The sequence below is a fragment of the Cypionkella sp. PAMC25878 genome, from assembly GCF_058135695.1.
The window spans coordinates 3,168,319-3,186,798 of the sequence record NZ_CM176871.1 but is presented as its reverse complement, the minus strand read 5'-3'; the positions used below and the strand labels follow the sequence as shown (position 1 = coordinate 3,186,798).

General features: G+C 60.9%; 20 protein-coding genes. 10 read left to right on the top strand and 10 right to left on the bottom strand.

The window, feature by feature from the left end:
* Nucleotides 1–86: 86 nt before the first annotated feature.
* From ntrX to dusB, 5 genes are all read right to left on the bottom strand, one after another.
* Entirely contained in the window at nucleotides 87–1,484 is a 1,398-nt protein-coding gene (gene ntrX, locus ACS5RD_RS15660; protein ID WP_489928173.1) for a nitrogen assimilation response regulator NtrX, read from the bottom strand.
* Nucleotides 1,481–3,691 (bottom strand): sensor histidine kinase NtrY-like, encoded by a 2,211-nt coding sequence (locus ACS5RD_RS15655; RefSeq protein WP_489931390.1) that lies wholly within the window; start codon nucleotides 3,689–3,691, stop codon nucleotides 1,481–1,483. Before ACS5RD_RS15655 ends, ntrX begins: the two co-directional genes overlap by 4 nt.
* Before the next feature lie 147 nt (nucleotides 3,692–3,838).
* Nucleotides 3,839–5,206, bottom strand: coding sequence for a sigma-54-dependent Fis family transcriptional regulator (locus ACS5RD_RS15650; protein ID WP_054006120.1), 1,368 nt, complete (start codon nucleotides 5,204–5,206; stop codon nucleotides 3,839–3,841).
* Nucleotides 5,207–6,292 (bottom strand): two-component system sensor histidine kinase NtrB, encoded by a 1,086-nt coding sequence (locus tag ACS5RD_RS15645; protein ID WP_489928172.1) that lies wholly within the window; start codon nucleotides 6,290–6,292, stop codon nucleotides 5,207–5,209. It lies immediately after the preceding gene.
* The gene (dusB, locus tag ACS5RD_RS15640; protein ID WP_489928171.1) at nucleotides 6,289–7,281 is read right to left on the bottom strand and encodes a tRNA dihydrouridine synthase DusB; all 993 of its coding nucleotides are present in this window, start codon (nucleotides 7,279–7,281) and stop codon (nucleotides 6,289–6,291) included. Before dusB ends, ACS5RD_RS15645 begins: the two co-directional genes overlap by 4 nt.
* A 191-nt stretch (nucleotides 7,282–7,472) precedes the next feature.
* On the opposite strand from dusB, the gene ACS5RD_RS15635 reads away from it, so the two are divergent.
* From ACS5RD_RS15635 to ACS5RD_RS15625, 3 genes are read left to right on the top strand one after another with little or no spacing between them, the layout of a single operon-like run.
* Entirely contained in the window at nucleotides 7,473–8,597 is a 1,125-nt protein-coding gene (locus tag ACS5RD_RS15635) for a bifunctional 2-C-methyl-D-erythritol 4-phosphate cytidylyltransferase/2-C-methyl-D-erythritol 2,4-cyclodiphosphate synthase (RefSeq protein ID WP_489928170.1), read from the top strand.
* A complete protein-coding gene (locus ACS5RD_RS15630; protein WP_054006124.1) occupies nucleotides 8,594–9,097 on the top strand; it encodes a phosphatidylglycerophosphatase A family protein in 504 nt (167 codons plus the stop codon). Before ACS5RD_RS15635 ends, ACS5RD_RS15630 begins: the two co-directional genes overlap by 4 nt.
* Nucleotides 9,098–9,100: 3 nt before the next feature.
* Entirely contained in the window at nucleotides 9,101–9,565 is a 465-nt protein-coding gene (locus ACS5RD_RS15625) for a CinA family protein (protein WP_489928169.1), read from the top strand.
* Nucleotides 9,566–9,643: 78 nt separating this feature from the next.
* Here the strand turns inward: ACS5RD_RS15625 and ACS5RD_RS15620 are convergent, their stop codons facing one another.
* Nucleotides 9,644–10,102, bottom strand: a complete 459-nt coding sequence (locus ACS5RD_RS15620) for a type II toxin-antitoxin system RatA family toxin (protein WP_489928168.1) — start codon at nucleotides 10,100–10,102, stop codon at nucleotides 9,644–9,646.
* A gap of 67 nt (nucleotides 10,103–10,169) precedes the next feature.
* On the opposite strand from ACS5RD_RS15620, the gene hpt reads away from it, so the two are divergent.
* The 4 genes from hpt to ACS5RD_RS15600 all read left to right on the top strand — a co-directional run bounded on the left by hpt (nucleotide 10,170) and on the right by ACS5RD_RS15600 (nucleotide 12,522).
* Entirely contained in the window at nucleotides 10,170–10,709 is a 540-nt protein-coding gene (gene hpt, locus ACS5RD_RS15615) for a hypoxanthine phosphoribosyltransferase (RefSeq protein ID WP_489928167.1), read from the top strand.
* Nucleotides 10,709–10,882: a hypothetical protein gene (locus ACS5RD_RS15610; RefSeq protein WP_489928166.1), complete on the top strand. Its 174-nt coding sequence runs from the start codon at nucleotides 10,709–10,711 to the stop codon at nucleotides 10,880–10,882. The genes hpt and ACS5RD_RS15610 overlap by 1 nt, the downstream gene beginning before the upstream one ends.
* A 113-nt stretch (nucleotides 10,883–10,995) precedes the next feature.
* Nucleotides 10,996–11,886, top strand: coding sequence for a c-type cytochrome (locus ACS5RD_RS15605; protein WP_489928165.1), 891 nt, complete (start codon nucleotides 10,996–10,998; stop codon nucleotides 11,884–11,886).
* On the top strand, nucleotides 11,887–12,522 hold the full coding sequence (locus tag ACS5RD_RS15600) for a glutathione S-transferase family protein (protein WP_489928164.1): 636 nt from the start codon (nucleotides 11,887–11,889) through the stop codon (nucleotides 12,520–12,522). It begins immediately after the preceding gene.
* A gap of 79 nt (nucleotides 12,523–12,601) precedes the next feature.
* On the opposite strand, the gene ACS5RD_RS15595 is transcribed toward ACS5RD_RS15600, so the two are convergent.
* Nucleotides 12,602–12,730 carry a hypothetical protein gene (locus ACS5RD_RS15595; protein WP_268871786.1) on the bottom strand — a complete coding sequence of 43 codons (129 nt, stop codon included), beginning with the start codon at nucleotides 12,728–12,730 and terminating at the stop codon, nucleotides 12,602–12,604.
* Between ACS5RD_RS15595 and ACS5RD_RS15590 the strand changes: the two genes are divergently transcribed.
* Nucleotides 12,729–13,199 (top strand): c-type cytochrome, encoded by a 471-nt coding sequence (locus tag ACS5RD_RS15590; RefSeq protein ID WP_489928163.1) that lies wholly within the window; start codon nucleotides 12,729–12,731, stop codon nucleotides 13,197–13,199. The two genes, ACS5RD_RS15595 and ACS5RD_RS15590, sit on opposite strands and share 2 nt — an antisense overlap.
* Before the next feature lie 34 nt (nucleotides 13,200–13,233).
* Here ACS5RD_RS15590 and lipA read toward each other — a convergent pair whose 3' ends face one another.
* Entirely contained in the window at nucleotides 13,234–14,184 is a 951-nt protein-coding gene (gene lipA, locus ACS5RD_RS15585; RefSeq protein WP_054006130.1) for a lipoyl synthase, read from the bottom strand.
* A gap of 193 nt (nucleotides 14,185–14,377) precedes the next feature.
* Here lipA and ACS5RD_RS15580 point away from each other — a divergent pair, with 193 nt between their 5' ends.
* Nucleotides 14,378–14,950: a LysE family translocator gene (locus ACS5RD_RS15580; protein ID WP_489928162.1), complete on the top strand. Its 573-nt coding sequence runs from the start codon at nucleotides 14,378–14,380 to the stop codon at nucleotides 14,948–14,950.
* 117 nt (nucleotides 14,951–15,067) lie between these two features.
* Here the strand turns inward: ACS5RD_RS15580 and ACS5RD_RS15575 are convergent, their stop codons facing one another.
* On the bottom strand, nucleotides 15,068–16,180 hold the full coding sequence (locus ACS5RD_RS15575; protein WP_489931389.1) for a DUF6456 domain-containing protein: 1,113 nt from the start codon (nucleotides 16,178–16,180) through the stop codon (nucleotides 15,068–15,070).
* 222 nt (nucleotides 16,181–16,402) lie between these two features.
* Between ACS5RD_RS15575 and ACS5RD_RS15570 the strand changes: the two genes are divergently transcribed.
* Nucleotides 16,403–16,690 (top strand): DUF6477 family protein, encoded by a 288-nt coding sequence (locus tag ACS5RD_RS15570; protein ID WP_489928161.1) that lies wholly within the window; start codon nucleotides 16,403–16,405, stop codon nucleotides 16,688–16,690.
* A gap of 108 nt (nucleotides 16,691–16,798) precedes the next feature.
* Here the strand turns inward: ACS5RD_RS15570 and ACS5RD_RS15565 are convergent, their stop codons facing one another.
* On the bottom strand, nucleotides 16,799–18,349 hold the full coding sequence (locus ACS5RD_RS15565) for a trimethylamine methyltransferase family protein (RefSeq protein ID WP_489931388.1): 1,551 nt from the start codon (nucleotides 18,347–18,349) through the stop codon (nucleotides 16,799–16,801).
* Between the last annotated feature and the right edge of the window lie 131 nt (nucleotides 18,350–18,480).

The window sequence follows — 18,480 nt, the reverse complement described above, 5'->3', positions numbered from 1 at the left end:
TGTCGCGCAAATTTGGCAGTTTCCAGCGCAAAACGTCAGAATTGCTGCCGATGTTCCTGATTTGGATTCTTTCTGCAACAGTCTGCTTAGTCTTCGTCCTCGTCATCACCACGCCCGCCGGATTTTCCGGTGGTGACGACGCCCAAAGACTTCAGTTTGCGGTGCAAAGCCGAGCGTTCCATGCCAACAAAGCCCGCCGTGCGACTGATATTGCCGCCAAAACGGTTAATCTGGGTCAGCAGATACTCGCGCTCAAACACTTCCCGCGCCTCGCGCAGCGGCAGAGTTGCCATAGCGCCGCCAAGCACCATGCGCCCGCCAGCGTCGGTCGGAGCTTCCTGCCCCGGCAATTCCCGCGACTCAATCGGGCCGGTGCCATCGCCCAAAATCAGCACCCGCTCGATCACGTTGCGCAGCTGGCGGATGTTGCCGGGCCATTGCATGGTCTGCAACATGGCTTCGGCCTCCTCGGTCAGTTTGCGCTGCGGCAGGCCCTGGGTGCGGTGGAACATATCGACGAAAGTGGTTGTTAACTCGGGGATATCTTCGCGACGCTCCGCCAATGATGGCACCGCGATTGGTACCACGTTCAGGCGATCATAAAGCTCTTGCCGGAAGCGCCCAGCGGCAATTTCGGCGCGCAAATCACGGCTTGTCGAGGAAATCACCCGCAGATCGACGCGGACTTTATCGGAGCCTCCAACCCGCATGAACTGCTGATCCGTCAGTACGCGCAGAATTTTCGATTGCGTGCCAAGCGGCATCTCGGCCACTTCATCAAAGTAAACAACGCCGCCATGGCCTTGTTCCAGCAGGCCTTTTTCGATGCCGCGATCCGAGGTTTCGCGGCCAAACAGCACTTCCTCCATCCGGTCGGCATCAATCGTTGCCGAGGATACCGAGATAAACGGCGCCGTCGCGCGGTTGGAGTTAGAGTGGATAAAGCGCGCGGCCATTTCTTTGCCAGAGCCCGCCGGCCCGGCCAGCATCACCCGGCCGTTCGACTTGGTGACCTTTTCCAGCTGTGATTTCAAGGTTCTAAACGACGGACTTGATCCGATCATCTCAGATGAGGTGACATCGCGCCGCCGCAGATCGGCGTTCTCGCGGCGCAGACGCGAGGTTTCCATCGCGCGGCTGACCACCACCATCAACTGATCAATGTTGAACGGCTTTTCGATGAAGTCGTAAGCACCCTGCTTGATCGCGGCGACGGCGATTTCGATGTTGCCGTGGCCCGAGATGATCACAATCGGAATATCCGGGTTGTCGCGCTTGACGGTTTTCAGGATGTCGATGCCATCCATCCGGCTGTCTTTCAGCCAGATATCCAGGATCATCAGGCTCGGCGCTTCGGCGTTGATTTCAGACATGCAATCGTCAGAATTTGCAGCAAGACGAATGGTATAGCCCTCGTCCTTCAGAATATCGCCGATCAGTTCGCGGATGTCTTTTTCGTCGTCAACGATCAGAATATTGCTCATTTTTCCCCCTGGCCCGTTTGGCCCGTGTTGCGCAAGCCCCGTTTGCGCGGGGCGCGTGGCAGGCGGATCACCGCCATCGCTCCGCCTTGGGCGTTGTTTTCAAAGACGGGCGCATCTTCAAGTGTCAGCGTACCGCCATGTTCTTCAATGATTTTTTTCACGATCGGCAGACCTAAGCCGGTGCCTTTTTCGCGGGTGGTGACATAGGGTTCAAACAGCCGCGCCCGGTCGGGCGGCAGGCCGATGCCATTGTCCATGATGCGAATCACGGCTTCGGACTCGTCCACCGTCAGGCTGACGCGGATTTCGGGTTTGTGGCCTTCAGGATTTGACTTTTCATGCAGGGTTTCAATGGCTTCCCCTGCGTTCTTAATCAGGTTTGTCAGCGCTTGCCCGATCATCGTACCGTCGAGTTCCATCATCAACGGGCCCTCGACCAGCGTGCGGCGGAAGGTGACGGTGGGCTGGCCATTTTCTTGCAGCATAACGGCGGCGCGGAGGAGCGCCACCAGATCGGTCTCTCGCCGATCCGGTTCGGGCATGCGGGCGAATTTTGAAAACTCGTCGACAATGCGGCGTAAGTCATTGGTTTGACGGATAATAACCTCGGTATATTGGTCCAGATCTTCGGGGTCTTGGACTTGGCTGCGGAATTTGCGCTTGATGCGTTCGGCGGAAAGCTGGATTGGGGTCAGCGGGTTCTTGATCTCATGCGCGATGCGGCGGGCGACATCGCCCCAAGCGGCCATACGTTGGGCAGAGACGAGTTCGGTCACGTCGTCGAAGGCCACCACATAGCCCTCCAGCCGCCCGGACTCGCTACGCCGCACCGACACGCGCACCAAGAGGCTTTCCAATTTGCCCTTGCGGGTCAGGCGGATTTCCTCTTGCACCGCAGAGCCGCCCACCTCGCGCAGACGCTCAAAAAGTGCTGCAAATTCCGGGACGGCGGCGGCGAGTGGCACCTCGGCGGCCCCATCGGCGAGTTCCAGCAGCCGTTCGGCGGCGCGGTTGGCGAAATCAATATCGCCCTCGGCATCCAGACCAATCACGCCCGCGGTGACGTTGGAGAGCACGGAATCGAACAGGCGGCGGCGTTGCTCGGTTTGGCGGTGGCCGTCAAGCAAGGCTTCACGTTGGCCTTTAAGTTGATGCGTCATCTGGTTGAAAACACGTGACAATGTGGCAATCTCATCATCGCCTTCTTCCTCGATCACTTGCACGTCCAGATCGCCTTGGCTGACCCTTCCCACCGCATAGGCCAAGCGGCCCACCGGTTTGCTAAGCCGTTCGGCAAACCAGAGGCCCAGCCAGACCGCCGCCAGAACAAGGATCAGCGCGAAGCCGAGATACAAGAGGCCAAAGTTGAACAGGATCTTGCCGCGCTCGGATTCCAACTGCTGATAGAGGCGGACGGTTTCCTTGGTTTCATCCAGCAGCGACAGAATCCCGCCATCGACCTTGCGGGAAACGTAAAGATAGCGGTCGGCGAAGGCATCGAGATACACCAAAGCGCGGAATTCATCATTGGCCCAATCTTGGATCACCACCACTTCGCCCTGCTTAGCCTTGCTGAGTTCTTCGGGCTTTGGCGGCTCAAAATCGAACAGATATGAGCGCTCGCCCCGGGTCTTCAGGGTGGCGGTGCCGTCGATCAGATAGACCTCTTTCATGCCGCGCTGAATGGCGGCTTGGCCTTGGGTCAGGATCGGGCGGACCTGATCGTCTTGCAGGAAGAAGGTCTTTTGTTTGGCGAGGTTCAGGAAGGCACCGAGCGCCGAGGCATCGTCTTTCAGCGCCTTGGTCTGCTCATCTTCATAGGCCTGCGCGGCGGTCAAGGACGCCGAAACCACATTGCTGACGCGGTCGGAAAACCAGCCTTCAAGACCGATATTCACCGTCAGCACAGCAAACACAGCAACCAGAATCGTCGGCACCAGCGCCACGAAAGCGAACACCCCGGTCAGCCGCAAATGCAGCGCCGAGCCTGCGGATTGCGAGCGCCGATCCGCGATCATCCGCATCACGCGCGACAGCACCAGACCCGCCACGAGCAGGATATAGACCATGTCGGTGAGCAGAATCAGCCGCAGGTTTTGCGACGACGCGCCAAGGTTGAACGGCCCTAGTGCGAGGAACGTCGCCACCGCGAGCATCGGGCCAAGGAACACCAGCCCAAAGGTCAGACCGTTTTGCACGCGCCGCATCCGGCGCAGGCGCGCCAGTTTGGCCCATGTGAGACTGCGGTAAGCGCCCTGCACGTTTCCCCCGGTTTTCACGGGGAGTGTCGCCCCCGCCACAGCGTTGTGCTTTCCGCGCCACGTTACGCGCAAAGCACTGCCCCTGTGGCGGTTTTACATCAGCTTACGCCGCCGTGTCACGCGGATATCGAGGTCGGTGATCTTCTTACGCAAGGTATTGCGGTTGATGCCCAGCAGATCGGCACATTTGGCTTGGTTGCCGCCGGTGGCGTCGAGCGCGATTTCGATCAAAGGCACCTCCATTTCGCGCAAAATTCGGTCGTAGACGCCAGCAGGCGGCAGTTGGCCGCCGTGTAGATCGAAATAGCGCTGTAAATGTCGCGCCACCGAGGCCGACAATTTTTCGCCGTCCATGCCACCGGATCGGCTGATTTGCACCGGCTGAGTTGCGCCGAGGGCTTGCTCAATCTCAGATTTGGAGATTTCCGGCTCGGTCGCGGTGACCAAAAGGCGCTTCAGCAGATTCTCCAACTGCCGTACGTTGCCCGGCCACGGATAGGCGCGCACGATGGCCATGGCTTCGAGAGAGAGACGGCGTTGCAGGCCCATGTCGCGCTCGCCACGGGCGAGAAAGTGTTCGGCGAGCAGCGGGATGTCTTCAACGCGTTCGCGCAACGGCGGCACTTGCAGGGTGACGCCGCCGAGACGGTAGAACAGGTCTTTGCGGAACACCCCTGCCTCCATCTTTTGGCTCAGGTCAGCTTGCGAGGTGGCCATGATGCGCGGCGCGTGGTCGCCCATCACATCGAGCATCCGCACCAGACGGGCTTGGGCGTCTTCGTCGAAATCGGACACCTCATCCAGCACAAGGCTGCCGCCTTTGGCCCGCGCCAGCAGGGTTGCGATGCCGTCAACGCCCGCCAGATCCGTGGCTTGCGCGGTGACGAAGGGTTGGCTGCGGCGGTCGGAAAAGTCATGAACGGCGCGGGCGATCAGGGATTTTCCGGTGCCGGATTCGCCCGAGATCAGCACGGGGAGGTCGGCGTTCATCACCCTCGCCACAAGGCGATAGAGCGCCTGCATCGACGGCGTGCGACCGACAAGCGGCAGATCATCGCCCATTTCGCGCGGGGTCAGGCTGGGTTTGGGGGCGTGACGCTTCAAATCCAAAGCGCGGGCGGAGCGTTTCATCAGATCGGGCAGATCGAAGGGTTTGGGCAGGTAGTCGAACGCCTCGGCTTCCGCCGCTTGAATCGCCGTCATTATGGTGTTTTGCGCCGAAATTACGATCACCGGCAGGCCGGGGCGCAGCTGGGCGATGCGCGGCAGCGCTTCAAGGCCGTTGCCATCGGGCATCATCACGTCGGAAATCACCAGATCGCCTTTGCCTTCCTCGACCCAGCGCATCAGGGTCATCAGGCTCGAGGTGGCATGCACTTTACACCCGGCGCGGGTCAGCGCTTGGGTCAAAACGGTGCGGATGGTGCGGTCGTCATCGGCGACAAGAATGGTGCCATCCATTTAGTGGGACTCCTCGGGTAACTCGCGGGGCGCGAGCGGTAGGGAAATGCGGAAAACGGTGCGACCGGGGACGGAATCAACGGAGATCCAGCCTTCATGGTCAGAGATGATTTTGGAAACCAAGGCGAGGCCCAGGCCGGTGCCATTTTCGCGGCCCGACACAAACGGCTCAAAAATGTCCGTTGCGATTTCCGGCGGGATGCCGGGGCCGTCGTCAATGATCTCCACCTGCAACGGCAGGGTCGAGCCGGAGCCGTCTTTGCGGCGGCGGCGCAAGCTGTGGTCATAGAACGTGTGCAACCGGATAGTTCCTCCTTTAGAACCAGCGGCTTCCGAGGCGTTCTTCAATAAGTTTAGGAAGACTTGCATCAGTTGATCATTGTCGGCGAAGGTCGCTGGCAGCGAGGGGTCATAATCTTCGACAATGTTCATATGCGCGCCGAAACCGACCAAAGCTGATCTGCGCGCACGATCCAGAGCATCATGGATGTTCACAGCGCGGCGGGCTGGAGGGCGTAGGTTGCCGAATTGCTCAACCTGTTCCAACAGTTTGACGATGCGGCGGGTTTCCTCGACAATCAGGTCCGTGAGTTCTAGGTCTTCGGGGCCGAGACCCATCGCCAGAAGTTGGGCGGCACCGGAGATGCCTGCGAGCGGATTTTTGATCTCATGCGCCAGCATTTCTGCCATGCCGATGGCGGATTTTGCCGCCGAAGTCACCTGCATGGATCGCCCTAAACGTTCGGCAATCTCACGCGGGGAAATCAGCAGCAGCACGCAGCCCGGACTGTCTTGGAGCGGGGCCATTTGCAGGGCGCATTGCACGGGGGCGCGCTCGCCTGTGGTGACGTCAGCTTCGGCGATGAATAAGGGCGATTCATGGGCATGGACGCGGGCAAGGGCGTCTTCCATCGGGGCGTCGATGGAGAGGCGATCCAACAGCGGCTGGCCGACGAGGCTTTTTGACGAGGCGTTCAGGAACGTCTCAGCCGGCGGGTTGACGTCAAGGATCAGGCCGGTGGGGCCGATCAAAAGCGCGGGCAGCGGCAGCGAGGCCCAAAGGGCGGGACCGTTGAACTGGGTCATGCGGCCACCTCGCGGGGTTCGGTGAAGCTGTCGCGGATCAGGCCGCGGACGGCGGCGGGATGGGTGGCGGTGAGCACGGCGTCGCGGTTGGTTTGGATGCCTGCGGATTCCAAATACCAACCGAGATGTTTGCGGGCGACGCGGATACCAAGGTCGGGGCCGTAGAAGTCCAGCATGTGATCGTAGTGCTCGATCACCAGATCGGCGAGGGCTGCGCCTTGCGGAATTTGTGGTGCGGGCGTGCCATAAAGCGCGTGGGCGATTTCTGCCAAGCGCCAAGGGGCACCCTGCGCACCGCGACCAACCATAACGCCGTTGGCTAGCGACAGGTGCAGAGCTTGGCGGGCGGTGGCGATGTCGATGATATCGCCATTGGCGATCACGGGCACCGCGACCGCCGATTTCACGGCGGCGATGGCGGCCCAGTCTGCGCTTCCCTTGTAGAACTGGCAGCGGGTGCGGCCGTGGATGGTGATCATCTGCACCCCTGCCCCTTCGGCCGATTTGGCGATTTGCGGGGCGTTCAGGCTTTGGTCATCCCAGCCGAGGCGGGTTTTCAGGGTAACTGGAACCGTCACTGCGTTCACGACGGATTCGATCAGGGCCAAAGCCAGTTCGGGTTCTTTCATTAGCGCCGAGCCGCAAGCGCCATTACCGCCCGACGCCGTCACCCGTTTCGCGGGGCAGCCCATGTTTATGTCGATCACGCGGGCCCCCTGTGCTTCCACATAGCGGGCAGCCTCGGCCATCCAGTATGGATCGCGACCAGCAAGCTGCACGGAAGTGGCCGCCTCGGAAAACCCCAACTCAGCCCGGGCGCGGGCCAAGGGCTGCGCCTTCATCACTTCCTCAGACGCGATCATTTCAGACACCACCAGACCCGCACCAAAGCGCGCCACCATCCGCCGGAACGGCAGATCAGTAATGCCGGCCATCGGTGCCAGAATCACCGGGGGGTGCAGAGAGAGTGCGCCTAAACACAGAGACATTGCGGCTCCTTTGGCTGAAACATGCGCTTGGACGGGGGGTTCGCCAAGGGCTGGCTCTCTACTTTATGCCCTATTTCTAAGCAACGCACAATTATTAGGCTGTTGTGCTGCATTTCGCGACCAGTTCGACATGGGTGGGGCAGATTGTCAGGCTTACGCCGCTGGCTTAGATAGGGCGAAAAGGAAACAGCATGACAACAGCTGCGATCATCACCGCTGCGGGGCGCGGTTTGCGTGCCGGAGGCGGCGTGCCGAAGCAATGGCAGCTTTTGGGCGGGCTTGCGGTGGCGGCACATGCTGTGGCGGCCTTTGACGGCATGTTGCGGGTGTTGGTGGTGCATCCTGACGACCGCAGCTTGGCCGAAGGTTTGGGGCTGGATGTGTTGATCGTCGAGGGTGGGGCTTCGCGGACGGCCTCGGTGCGCGCGGCGTTGGAGGCTTTGGTGGGGCGCGGCGTTTCGCGCGTGTTGATCCATGACGGCGCGCGGCCTTTGGTGTCGCAGGCGGTGATTGGCCGGGTGATCGGGGCACTCGATCAGGCTGACGGCGCGGCACCTGCGCTGGCGGTGACGGATGCGTTATGGCGGGGGGATGCGGGGCTGGTGGTGGGCACTGTGGCGCGCGAGGGGCTGTTTCGCGCGCAAACGCCGCAGGGCTTTCGGTTTGAGGCGATCTTGGCGGCACATCGGGCGCATCCCGGCGAGGCTGCCGATGATGTGGCGGTGGCGCGTAGCTTTGGTCTGGATGTGGTGATCGTCACGGGCGATGAGGATAATCTGAAACTGACCTTTCCGGGCGATTTTGCATCGGCAGAGGCGATCTTGAAGGGACGGCAGATGGATCTGCGGGTGGGCAATGGCTTTGATGTACATGCGTTTTGTGACGGCGATGGGGTTTGGCTGTGCGGGGTGAAGGTGCCGCATGGTCGCGCGCTGTTGGGCCATTCTGACGCCGATGTGGGCATGCACGCTTTGAGCGATGCGATTTATGGTGGGCTGGCCGAGGGCGATATTGGCCGGCATTTCCCGCCGTCTGATCCGCAATGGAAGGGGGCTGAGAGCAAGATTTTCCTCGCCCACGCGATGCGGCTGGCGCGGGCGAAGGGCTTTGCTTTGGCGAATTGCGATGTGACGTTGATCTGCGAGCTGCCCAAGGTGGGGCCACATGCCGAGGCGATGCGAGAGGCTTTGGCTGCAATCATGGAGGTGGAGGTGGAGCGGATTTCGGTGAAGGCGACCACTTCGGAACGGCTGGGATTCACCGGGCGTGAGGAAGGCATTGCGGCGATGGCGACTTGCGCTTTGGTGCGGGCATGAGGCTGACGCGGGTTCTGGCGATCTGGTTTGGCGCGGGGCTGCTGCGGCCTGCGCCGGGGACTTGGGGATCTCTGGTTGCGGTGATCATGGCGCTGCTGATCGACCGTTATCTCGGTTTTCCGGTGTTGCTGGTGGCAACGGTTGCGGTGACGGCTTTGGGGTTTTGGGCGGTTTCGGTGGAGTTGCGCGATACGCCCTCCGCCGATCCGTCGGAGTTTGTGATTGATGAGGTGGCGGGGCAATGGATTGCGCTGCTGTTTTCTTCGGCGGCATTCTGGTGGAGAGGGCATGAGGGATTCTTGCCCTACCCGGCCCCGATTGCGGCGTTTTTGTTCTTTCGGCTGTTTGACATCTGGAAGCCTTGGTTGGTCGGGCGTGCGGACCGCAGGCATGATCCGGCGGGCGTGATGCTTGACGATCTGTGGGCGGGGTTGTTTGCTGGGTTGGCGACGATTGTGGCGGCGGCGGCCTATCACATCCCGCTGATCTTGATGAGGTGATCCATGACGGCGGAACTGCTGCGGCTGGCGCGCTATTGGGGCTATCGGGTGGCTGTCGCCGAAAGCTGCACCGGCGGCATGGTGGCGGCGGCTTTGACCGATGTGGCGGGATCGTCGGATATGTTTGATCGGGGCTTCGTGACCTATTCCAATCAGGCGAAGATCGACATGCTGGGGGTGGCTGAGGCGCTTTTGGCAGAGTTCGGCGCGGTGTCTGAAGCGGTGGCGGCGGCGATGGCCGAGGGGGCTTTGAGCCATTCGCAAGCCGATCTTGCCGTCTCGACCACCGGGATTGCCGGGCCGGGCGGGTCAGAGTTCAAGCCCGAGGGGAGGGTATGCTTTGGGCTGGCGGTGAAGGGTAAGACGGTTGCGGTGGAGACGGTGGAGTTTGGCGCCTTGGGGCGGGACCGGGTGCGGATCGCGGCGCGGGATCATGCGTTGGCGTTATTGCTGCGGGCGATGGCTTAGCCGCCATCGTCGGAGCGGGGGCTAGCCCCCACACCCCCAGGATATTTTAACCAAGATGAAACAAATTTTAGATAAGTTTTAGGGGTTTGTCGGGGCGTAGAGTTTTGCCGCGCGGGCCTCGAAGGCGCGCACCACACGGGTCATCGCTTCGTTGAACACCAGACCTATCAGACCAGCGAGGATCGGATTGCGGAACTCAAAATCTACCTCGAACGAGATATCGCAGCCGTTTGGGGTTTGCTGGAACGTCCAGACCGATTTCAGATGCTTGAACGGGCCGTCGATATATTCAGTGAGGATCTTGTTTTCGCCGGGCAGCAGGGTGACGCGGCTGCCGAAACGCTCGCGGAAGACTTTGAAGCTGATCACCAGATCGGCCTCCATCACCTCGCCACCGCCTGCGATGGGCGAGCGCGAGCGGATGCGGGCGGCGGCTGTCCAAGGCAGAAATTCAGGGTAGCGTGCAACATCGGCGACAAGGTCGTACATTTGTACGGCTTGATACGGCAGGTGCTTGGTTTCAGAGTGATGCGGCACAGGTAACCTATCGCGTGACTTGAGCGCAGGTATTGGGTAGAAAACCAACGGAAATCAAGAGGCCCCCATGCAAACGCGTCCTTATGTCATCGACCAAATGATCTCGGCCAAGGCGATCGCCGCGCGGGTGGAGGCTTTGGCGCGCGAGATCACCGAACACTACAAGGGGTGCGACAAGCTGATCGTGGTCGGGCTGCTGCGCGGGTCTTTCGTGTTCATCGCCGATTTGGTGCGCGAGATTGATCTGCCGGTGCAAGTCGATTTTCTGGAAGCGAGCTCTTACGGCGATGCAATGCATTCCAGCCGCGAGGTGCGGATTTTGAAGGATCTGCGCGGCGAGATTGCAGGCCAAGATGTGCTGGTGGTCGAGGATATCGTCGATACCGGCTTCACCCTGCATCATGTGAAAAACCTGTTGATGTCACGCCAGCCGCATCGCTTGGAGGTCTGCGCTTTGCTCGATAAGCCCTCCCGGCGCGAGGTGGATATCAAGGCAACCTGGACCGGATTTGAGATCCCCGATGAGTTTGTCGTGGGATACGGCATTGATTTTGCAGAAAGAAACCGCAACCTGCCCTATATCGGCAAAGTGCGGTTTACGGATTGATGAACCCGATCTGGCTGATCCGTATGGCGCGTTGGGCGCGGCATCCCCCATCAATGGGACGGGTGAAGCTGGTGCTGGGCGTGGGAATTGTGTGCCTTATCCTGTTCGGAATTGAGCATGTCTGGGGCTGGCCCGAGTGGCTGACGGTGAACGGCAAGACAAAGCTGCGCTAGAACTGGCCTGCGACAATTATGTGCCGAAATCGTCCTTTCCAAACACATATTCTGGTGTAACGTGCGGCAGAATTGGCCAGACCAGATGGCTAAATCCTTCAAAGGTCAGTGCCATGTCCCGTCTGCTCTCTGCCCTTTTAGCTGTTGTGCTGTTGGGATTTGGCGGTTTTCTGCTGCTCTCGGCACCGCAGTCCGTTGATGTCGGGCTCTACGACGGGCTGAAGGGCGATGCGGCCAAGGGCGAGTTGGTGTTCTGGGCGGCGGGTTGTGCCTCGTGCCATGCGACGGTGGATGCCAAGGGCGCGGAGGAGCTGGTGCTGGCGGGCGGGCAGGAATTCCCCTCTGCCTTCGGCACCTTTGTCGCCCCCAACATCTCACCCGACCCTGTGCAGGGCATTGGTGGCTGGACGCTGGTGGAATTTGCCAATGCTGTGACGCAAGGGGTGGGTAAGCAGGGCGAGCATCTTTACCCTGCCCTGCCCTATAATGCCTATAACAAGATGGTGCCGCAGGATGTGGCGGATTTGAAAGCGTTTATGGATGGGCTGCCTGCTTCGGCTGAACCCTCGAAACCGCATCAGATCGGCTTTCCCTTCAACATCCGCCGCAGTTTGGGGATATGGAAGCTGCTGTTTGAAAAGACCGATTGGATGATCGCGGGCGATCTGACCCCCGAGCAAACCAGAGGCCGCTATATCGCTGAGGCTTTGGCGCATTGCGGCGAATGTCACACGCCGCGTAACGCTTTGGGCGGCTTGCAGCGCTCGGCTTGGCTGTCGGGGGCGCCGAACCCCAATGGCAAGGGCCGCATACCGAACATCACGCCGGGAAAGCTGACGTGGAGCGCGGCGGATGTGGTGGAATATCTGACCTCGGGCTTCACACCCGAGTTTGACTCGGTCGGTGGCCATATGGCGCATGTGGTCGAGAATATGGCCAAGTTGCCCGAGTCGGATCGCCAAGCGGTGGCGGCCTATCTGCAACTTGTGCCTGCGGTGAAATGAATGATCCTGATCGGTCAATACGACAGCCCGTTTGTGCGCCGGGTTGGCGTGGCCCTAACGCTCTATGGCATGGCGTTTGAGCATCGCCCATGGTCGTCGTTTGGCGATGCCGATCGTTTGCGTGCCTATAACCCGCTCACCCGCGTGCCGGTTTTGGTGCTGGAGGATGGCTTCGTTTTGACCGACAGCCATATGATACTGGATTATCTCGATGGGCTGGTCGAGGAACCGCTGTTTCCGCGCACGGAGCCCGCGCGGCATCGGGTGCTGAAGATCGCGGCTTTGGGCTGTGGGCTGGCGGATAAGGCGGTCATTCTGTTCTATGAACGGGCGATGCACACCACCATCTCGCCCAGCTTTGATGCCCGCTGCCGCAGCCAGATCGGCGCGGTGTTGGCAGCACTTGAGGCGGATCTGGCTGGGCGTGCTGTTTCGGGGCAAGATTCGGGCTCCTATTGGTTCGGGCCGCTCAGCCATGCCGATATCGCGGTGGGTTGTGCGTGGCGCTTTGTCACCGAGGCGCATCCGGGGTTGATCGACCCCGCAAGCCTGCCAAACCTGCGCCGATTGAGCGCGCGCCTTGAGGCGCTGCCCGCGTTTCAGGCGCACTATCAAGCTTTCCTGCCGCCGACCTGAAGCCAAACCCCCAAGCCTGATCCATAAGCTGTCGGCATAAGCGCGGATCTGCTGTAAACTCTTTGTGTATTTCAAGCCTTTAGCATGGGTGCTGCATCCGCCGCCCCTTGTGCAAGTGCAGCAACTGCGCAAGCTTGCCCGCATCCGGTAGCGTCACGCTCCGGCCAGCCCGCGCCCCCATCGGCGCTTTGCAAGCGGAGTGATCCATGAAGAAACGTCTTATTGCCTTTACCACCATGGCGGCGCTGACGGCGTTTGGCGTCTATGCGCAGGACGCTGAAGACCCGTTCAAAGATGCGGTCGAAACCCGGCATGGCTTGATGCTGCAAATGGCCTCTGATCTGGGCACTTTGGGTGGCATGGCCAAGGGTGAGGTCGCTTATGACAAAGCTGCTGCAACCAAAGCAGCGGCGAATGTCGCGGCGGTGGCTTCGGTGATTTCAACGACGCAATTCCCGCCCGGCTCGGAAAATGGCAAATCCGCCGACAGCTTTGCTTTGGCGGATATCTGGGCCAAGCAGGATGATTTTCTGACCAAGATTACCGATCTGAACAATGCCGCCGCGATGATGCAAACGGCGGCAGCCACGGGCGGTGATGCGATCAAGGCCAGCATGGCGCAGCTGGGTGGCGCGTGCTCGGCCTGCCATAAGGCCTATCGTCAGCCGGAAAGCTGATCTTTCGGGGGGCTGCTGAGGCCCCCCTTAAGCCTTACGCGCGCCCCAATTTCTGCAGCCTTGCTTCCCGCAGCCGGGCGAAATCGTCGCCGGCGTGGTAGCTGGAGCGGGTCAAGGGCGTGGCCGACACCATCAGGAAGCCTTTGCCAAACGCGGTTTGCTCATAGCTTTTGAACTCGTCCGGCGTCACAAACCGATCTACCCGGTGGTGTTTCGGCGTCGGTTGCAGGTATTGCCCGATGGTCAGGAAATCGACATCGGCCGCGCGCATGTCGTCCATCACCTGATGCACGCCTTGGCGATCTTCGCCGAGGCCTACCATGATGCCGGATTTGGTGAACAGCGTCGGGTCGAGTTCTTTGACCTTCTGCAACAGCCGCAACGAATGGAAATAGCGCGCGCCGGGGCGGACGGTGGGATAGAGGCCGGGGACGGTTTCAAGGTTGTGATTGAACACATCCGGGCGGGCCTCGACGACCTTTTCCAGCGCCGACGGCGGACATTTCAGGAAATCGGGCGTCAGAATTTCGATCGTGGTGCCGGGGGCGCGGTGGCGGATGGCGCGGATGGTCTGCGCGAAATGCTCGGCACCGCCATCGTCCAGATCGTCGCGGTCCACGGAGGTGATCACCACATGGTTCAGGCCCAGTTCAGCCACGGCATGGGCGACGCGGCCCGGCTCGAACGCATCAAGGTTGTTAGGCTTGCCGGTGGCGATGTTGCAGAACGAACAGCCGCGGGTGCAAATCTCGCCCATGATCATCATGGTGGCGTGGCCTTGGGACCAGCACTCCCCCACATTCGGGCAGCCGGCTTCTTCGCAAACCGTCACCAGCTTTTTCTCGCGCAGTATGTCGCGGGTTTTCTTGTAGCCTTCCGAGGTTGGCGCGCGGACGCGAATCCAATCGGGCTTTTTCGGCTGCGCATTGTCGGGCTTATGCGCCTTTTCGGGGTGACGTTGATCCGGCAGCTTGAGGTCGCGCAACGGTTTTTCCCCCTGAAACGGTGATCCACTCTAAATAGTCTGCCTGACAGGGCTTGGCAACGGCGTTCCGGCCGCAGGTCTATGCAGGTGTAACAAGGATCAGGGCTGAGGGGGGGGCGGAAGCTGCCGTCCGGTTTCATTTGAGGTTGATCTGGGTCATGGGCGCGTTACCTTCACCGCGCTAAGGAAACCCATGACCATGATAGACCTCACCCTCGCCATCCTCGTGCTGCTGATCACGCCGGGCCCGACCAACACCTTGCTGTTTCTGGCCGGAGTCGAGCGCGGCTGGCGGTCTGCTTTGCGGCTGATTCCGGCAGAGCTGGCAGGCTATCTGGTCATGGTGGTGCCGTTGGCGTTGGTCGGCGTTGCGGTTTTGCACGATGCACCGCGCGCGCGGGCCTTGGTGGCGATTGCGGCTGGGCTGTGGGTGGCGTGGCTGGCGATCAAGCTGTGGTTGCCGCAGACCGTGCAGAGGGGCACGCAGTGGGTCAGTGCGGCTTTGGTGTTCACCACCACCATGCTAAATCCCAAAGCCTTGATTTTTGGGCTGGTTTTGCTGCCCTCGCCGGATGCACTTGCCAGCCATCTGGCGCTGTTTTCGGTTTTGGTGGTGGGTGTGGCGGCTGCTTGGGCGGGGTTTGGCGCGTGGATGGGCGGCGTGTCGGGTAGCGACGGCAGTGCGATGCTGTGGATTCGGCGTGGGGCTTCGGTGTGGTTGAGCGTGGTGTCGCTGACGCTGCTGGCAAAGGGGTTGGGAGCTTAAGGCGACGTCGCGCGGGGTGAGGCGTTCGGCCGCCGGGGCGCGCAGGTTTGCGCGCCCGTTCGCGACTAAAAACCCTCCAGGGGAGGGTTTTCCCCCCGGCAAAGCCGGGGTCGTCACTCACCCAATCAGCGGCCCTGAGCGCCCGTAGGTTTCCTGAAAATGTTTGCCCAGCCGCTGCAACGCAATGCGCAGCACCACCTTGCCGGAGCGCGCCGACCAACCCAGGCGCTGCTCGGCCGTTTCGATGCCTTCAAGAAAACAGCAGACCCGCAACGCCACATCGCCCAAACCCGGCCCCAGATCACGCAACGCCGCTGCCACCCGGTCGCGTGCGGCGCGCGGCCCCTCGGCGATGCCAGCCTCGGCGCGGAAACTGCCCCGGTCGGCTCCGGTCAAAAACCGCTCCCAGTTCTGCGCCACCCGCGGCCCCATCTGTGCCAGTTCAAAATCCTCGCGCAAGCGTTCGGCGGCCACCACCAGTTCGGGTTCCAGATACAGCTTGCCATCCTTGTCACGCCTGCGCCCCAGCACCGAAACCGGACTTTCGGCGAGGTTGTAGCGGATGCGGCGCGGGCCAGTATCCTCGCTGACAACATGCGAGTCCCACTCCCGGTGCTGCCCGCCAAACGCGGTTTGCGCCTCGGCAAAGCCGCCTGTGCGGGCATCGGCATCGACCATGCGCTTTAGCGCCGCCCGCCCGACCGAGCTGATCTCATAGGTCGCCACCCGCCCCGGTTTGCGGCAGGAAATCCAATCCTTTAGCGCGAAAGCCTGCGCGATCACCCGCTCGACCACCGCCGTGCGCGCGGTGTGGCCATCGGGAAACTCGCGCATCACCACGGCTTTTTCCATATCCGGCGCGAAGGCCAGCACCGCCCCCGGTTCAACCAGACGGCGCAAAATACGTTTGCCCTCTGAGGTGATTGTCGCTTCATCGGCAACAATGTTCTGCGGGCGCAAAGGGGCGGTCATGATGTCGTCATCCTTATTGATTGGGGGTAAGCTTGGCGCGGGGGCGCTGGTCAGGGCGGCCAGCGCCTCATCCAGCAAAGGGTCGTCGCGCCGGGTCTCATAGCGGCGCACCGCGCGCATCACGGTCGAGGCATGTCGACCCTCACGTCGTGCAAGCGCCCGATAAGATTGACCATCTTCGGTATGATCGAGATAAAGTCGCACGGCGTCTGGCAGCCATCCGGGCAAGCACTGCAGGGGGGAGAGATTGCTTTGCATCTTGTTTTGCCGCGCCGCAGCGCCTTCCTGATCAAACCTTGCCGAAACGTTAACAAGCGTGGAAGGCATTGATTACCCAATCGTTAATTTCTGAGCTGTTGCTGATAATTGTTTATAAATCTTAAACAATCTCGGAAGCTCCCGTGCGCTGCAACTCAGCTTTGCGCAACGCCCAGTTGTGCCGTGCTATGCAGGCTCCACCACTCATGGAGGCTTCCTAGAATGACCGATTTCCGCGCCCTGCTTGAAACCCTGAAGCGCCCGCGCATGTTGATCCGCGCTGCCCGCTGTGGCGTGCTGGATTACCGCCGCGACCGCGATCTGAAGCGTTTGGTGGATAGCACCCCCTCCCCCGAACGCGCCGTGACGCGCCTGTTGGCCGAGGAGGAACGCTTGGAGGATATCCGGGTCAGCGGTGAGGCCAGCTATTCGGTCGCCCGCCATATCGAGGTGCTGATCGCCCTGATCGCCGAGGTGCGGCTGCTGCCGCGTAGCCCGAATGCCATCTGACCAAGCCGTTTGAACAGCAAAAGGCCCGCATCGCTGCGGGCCTGTCACCCCTCATACCAGAGCACTCGTTAAACTGATATCGCAGGCCAGACTACATGAACGCATCTGTCACATGAATGCGTCGGGCATCGAGGCTTTCTTCTTCGCCACATATGCGTCGATGCTCTCAACCACGCCCTCGTCAATCGTAGGCGCGACATAATCGCCGAGCATCTTCTTCACCCGCTCCGCCGCCAAGGTCTGCGTATCGCGCGCGCCTTCTTCGGCCCAGGTCTCGAACGGCTTGTAGTCGAACAGATCCGAGCGCCAGAACGCGGTTTTGAAGTTGGCTTGGGTATGTTCGCAGCCCAGATAGTGACCGCCGGGGCCAACCTCGCGGATCGCGTCCATCGCCTGCCCGTTAGTGTCCATCATCACGCCTTGGGCCAGATGATGCAACGTGCCCAACTGATCGGCATCCATCACGAATTTCTCGTAGGAGCTGACCAGACCGCCCTCCAGCCAACCGCAGGCGTGCAGCATGAAGTTCACCCCCGCCAGCAAGGCCATGTTCAGGCTGTTGGCCGTTTCATAGGCCGCCTGCGCATCGGGCAGTTTTGATCCGCAGAACGAGCCACCCGAACGATAGGGCAGCCCCAGGCGGCGCACCAGTTGTCCGACGCCATAAGTGATGTGTGCGGCTTCCGGGGTGCCAAAGGTCGGTGCCCCCGAGTTCATATCAATTGAGGTCACAAACGCCCCCGCGATCACCGGCGAACCGGGCCGCACCAGCTGGGAATACGACACCCCGGCCAAAATCTCCGCCAACACCTGCGTCAGCGTCCCCGCCACCGTCACCGGAGCCATAGCCCCACCGACAATAAACGGTGAGACGATCGAGGCTTGGTTGTTCTTGGCGTAAACCTCCAAAGCCCCCATCATGATGCCGTCAAAGGTCATCGGGCTGTTGATGTTGATCAACGAGGTCATCACTGTGTTCTGATCGACAAAATCCGCGCCGAACAGCAGCTTAGACATTTCAACCGAATCCGCAGCCCGCGAAGGTTCCGTCACCGAGCCCATATAAGGCTTGTCCGACAACACCATATGCGCGCGCAACATGTCCAAGTGGCGCTTGTTCACCGGCACATCGGTCGGCTCACAAACCGTGCCGCCTGAGTGGTGCAGCCATTTCGACATATAGCCCAGCTTCACGAATTTCTCAAAATCCGCGATGGTGGCATAGCGCCGCCCGCCTTCGATATCGCGCACGAAGGGCGGGCCATAGACCGGGGCCAGCACCAGATTGCGGCCACCGACTTCGACATTGCGCTCGGGGTTACGGGCGTATTGGGTAAAGGTTTTTGGGGCGGTGGAGCACAGCTTGCGCGCCAACCCGCGCGGAATATGCACCCGCTCGCCGCGCACATCCGCGCCCGCTTCGCGCCAACGCACCAGTGCCGCTTCGTTTTCGACAAAGTTAACGCCGATCTCTTCCAACACGGTTTCCGCGTTGTATTCGATGATCTGCAGCGCCTCCTCGTTCAGAATCTCAAAGTTCGGGATGTTGCGCTGGATGAATTTCGCAGTCTCGAACGAGACTGCCGTGCGCTCGGCCCGACGTGTCGCCCCGCCACCGCCCCGCACCCGCCGACCACCAGCTTCTGCCACATCGCTCATCGCAATCTCCATCCCCAGCCGCCCGCGCGGCATTGTTTTGGCTCTTATGCCGTGAACGCGCCAGCCCTCGCCCATCGAATACGCCGCATAAGCGACGAAACCGACATGTTGCCACTCTGGAAACGACTTAA